This is a genomic window from Trebonia sp. (genome assembly GCF_030042015.1).
In the GTDB taxonomy this organism is placed as follows: Bacteria; Actinomycetota; Actinomycetes; order Streptosporangiales; family Streptosporangiaceae; genus Trebonia.
This window is the reverse complement of record NZ_JASIAL010000521.1, coordinates 1-3,312: the sequence shown is the minus strand read 5'-3', so window position 1 is coordinate 3,312 and position 3,312 is coordinate 1. Positions and strand designations below refer to the sequence as shown.

At 66.6% G+C, this 3,312-nt stretch carries 3 protein-coding genes; 1 reads left to right on the top strand and 2 read right to left on the bottom strand.

Translation table 11 applies throughout. From position 1 onward, the window contains the following. Together Q1N79_RS27850 and Q1N79_RS27845 are read right to left on the bottom strand one after the other, a co-directional pair. A partial coding sequence (locus Q1N79_RS27850) for a hypothetical protein (protein ID WP_300614027.1) occupies positions 1-459 on the bottom strand: 459 nt, incomplete at its 3' end. A gap of 23 nt (positions 460-482) precedes the next feature. Beyond that, complete coding sequence (locus tag Q1N79_RS27845; protein WP_300614026.1) at positions 483-1,901, bottom strand: hypothetical protein; 1,419 nt, start codon at positions 1,899-1,901, stop codon at positions 483-485. Positions 1,902-2,550: 649 nt separating this feature from the next. On the opposite strand from Q1N79_RS27845, the gene Q1N79_RS27840 reads away from it, so the two are divergent. Continuing rightward, a partial coding sequence (locus Q1N79_RS27840) for a manganese efflux pump (protein ID WP_300614025.1) occupies positions 2,551-3,312 on the top strand: 762 nt, incomplete at its 3' end.

Genomic DNA, 3,312 nt, shown 5'->3' with positions numbered 1-3,312 from the left:
CAGGCCCGCCGCGGCGTCCGCGCCGATCACCGTGGCCTTGAAGGTCGCGCGGGACAGGACGTACTCCGCCGTCAGGTTCGCCGCACCCGCGGAGGGCCGGTAAGTGGTCAGCACCTTCCCCGACTCCGTGAGCACGAGGCCGATCCCGACCGGGGTCCCGCCCGACAGGATGTGCACCATGCCAAGAGCCGTCGACTGGAGGATGTTCTCCTGGCTGTCCTGACCGGTGAGGTCGTCGTCCTCGACGAACGCGTCTTTCCCCGTCGCCGGCCTGGGAATCGCGGTGAGAATCACCGTGTTGCCAAGCCCGATAACCCTGCCGACGCCGAAGCCGAGCCCTGCCGCGAGGATGACCGCCGCCGCGATCACCGCGAGCCTGAAGCGCTTGTTCCGCCAGGCTTCCGGGCCCGCGGCATGGCCGGGCGTCGCGGCGCTTTCGGCAGCTTCCCGGACACGCACCGGGTGGCTCCTTGTCACAATGCTCACGTCCCGCGCCCGGCGGGCGCCGCCACGGCGGCGGCCGCCGGGCGCACGGAGACGTCGAACGTCGCCGCGACCGCTGCGCCCGTGCCGTTCAGGATGACCCTGACGGGATCCGCCAGCCGGAAGTGCTGGCAGCCAAGGCTGGAGAAGGACATGCTCAGCTCGTTCGCCATGAAAGTGAGCAGGTTGTCACCCACCGCCGTCACCGGCGACTGTCCGGTGGCGAGCAGCGTCTGGTTGGCCGCGAGGAACGGCGTCTGGATATCGACGATGTTCTGGCAGTACATCGCCGGGCTGCTGGTCAGGTTGGTCAGCGAATCGATCGGCGCCTGGCCCAGTTCCTCCCGGTATATGTCGGTCTTCGCCGCGTCGAACTCGTCGCCGCTGCGCACCGTCGGGTCGTTCTCCGGCACCAGCGCCGCGATCTTCGGCTGGTACGCGCCCGCCAGTATCTCGTCAAGCGCCTGGGAAGTGGTCGGCTGGTCGTTATTGGCCAGGTCAGGCGCCCGGAACGGGGCGCATCCGAGGATCGGGTCGAGGAACTGGTCAAGCAGGGTGTCGTCGCTGCGGCTGAACAGCAGCGTCGCTCCCGCCATGTTGCCCGCGTTCGACGTGGTGTCCTGCGCCGTCTGGCCGGTAAGCGGGTTGAGCAGGTACTCGGTGGTCACGTTGTTGGCCGAGGCCTGGCTGACCGCCTCGAAATTGCGCGTGACCGGGCACACCTGGCCCGTGCCCATGTCGCCGCCCGACGGGATGATCTTGTCCGAGGTACCCGGGGGCGGCACCTTGAGCAGCCCCTCCCGCTCGTCCTTCCGCACCGCGTTGAAGAAGTTGATCCCGTTGCAGAACGACACCTGCCCGAAGATCGACCCCGCCTGGCCGTTGACGCAGTCGGCATCCGCGAGCGTGGCCGGGGTCGCCCCCTCCTGGAACAGGTCCTTGCCGTTGAACCCGAAGTCGATCGTCACGACCGCGTTCGCCGGGATCCTCGGCACCGAGGGCACCACGGCCGGCCTGGTGCCCTGCGTGACCACGAGCGGGTCATAGACCGACAGCGCCCCGGTAGCCGGGTTCAGGATCGTGGCCTGGACGAAGGCCCCGAGCTTCACCGCGTTGCTCATCTGGCACCCCGACTCCTGCGGCGTCATCCCGTCGGTGCCCGTGAGCTGATAAGGAGTGGCCAGCCCTCGCGCGCTCAGCGGGTCGGCCGGAACGACGATGTCACAGCTGACAGTGGTCGTCGCTTGAACAGTCGTCATCGACGCGGGAGCGCTGGCCGAGGGACTCGGGCTCACCGGAATGCCCAGCGGCACCTGGTCAACGCCTGAGTTGCTCGAGCCCGCCTGGAACGCGATCACCAGGCCGATCACCAGGCCCAGCGCCACGGCCACGCCGAGCTGGACCGCAATACGCGCCACGCCACTTCGTTGCGTGCCGCGCCGCCAGGCGGACCGGCGCCGGTCATGCACTCGGTCCACCTCCCTGTCCGCCGTTCCGCTCCCGGACGTATACGTTAGACCAGCCACGCGACATGACGCGGAAATTTGGCAGATCTGCTTACCTGTCCGGCTCATATTAAGCTGGAGAAATTATTGGCGGCCTATAACGCCGAAGATGGAGCCCGTGATCGCAGGGTTATCGTGGCGTGATAGTCACGAGATACACCAGTCAAACGTCCGGGGTCCATCTGGCGTGATCGAAAACAATTATCAATTACGCATCTGTAAGGCAAGTTCTTTCGAGCAATCCCCGGACTCCCCGGAACTGGCTCTCGGCAGCGTTCTTGCCTGGCGCTGCCGATCAGCTGCCCGTGCGCCCCCGGTCACCTCCCCGGAATTTTATGAACAACTTCTTACCATCTTATGACAAGCCTGCGCTCGCCCTTGCCAAGTGGTATATGAACGGCCGGTGTTCATCAGGGGCCCTCGCCCCGCATAAGGATCTTTTTTCCGGAACACTAAACCTGCCGGGCCAATCCGCCGTTCAATGGGTGTTACCTCCTCGTGATACGAGGTCAGCCCGCCACAGCGGCGTGTCGGTCACTCCGGGCAGTGAAGGGGTCGGGACATGTTCAAACTGCTGGCCTTTACGCTGCCCTTGTGTCTTGACACCTTTGCTGTCGCGTTCGCCGTGCTGGGGGAGATCCGGCTGACTCGTGCGCAGCGGATCCGCGTGATCGTGCTGTTGCTCGCGTTCGAGGCCGGAATGCCGCTGGCCGGGATGGCGCTGGGGGCGCCGCTGACTCACCTGACCGGCAGCCCCGCCCACCTGGTCTTCGACCCTTACCAGGTCGGCAGCCCTGCCGAGGCCTACCAGCTTCGCCAGGCCGACCGCACTCACCTGGCCGAAACCGTCGACCTGACTTTCGTCGGCCGGTACGTCGTCCCGGTCGTCGTCCCGGTGGTCGTGGGCGGCCTTGGCATCTGGATGCTGGACGAGAGCCTCAACGACGATGACGATGACGAGGCAGGCAAGGCGCGGGCGCTGGTGGGCGCCCGCGGCCTTGCCGTCATCGGGCTCGGCCTCGGCATCAGCCTGGATGAACTAGTGGTGGGGTTCACGCTCGGCTTCAGCAGCCTGCCAGTGGCTGACGTCATCACCGCTATCGTCATCCAGGCGTTCCTGGCCATCATGGTCGGCCAGCTCCTCGGCCGGAAGGCACGCACGGGAAGCCTGCGGCTCAGCGCGGAGCGCATCACCAACGGCTCCAAGCTGATGGCGGGCGGCGCGCTGGTCGCGCTATCGGCCGTCCTGCTGGTCGGCCCCCCGGTCGCCACCCACCTGCTTCCTCACTTGATCCACCACCACAAGGTCGTCCGCGAATCGTCG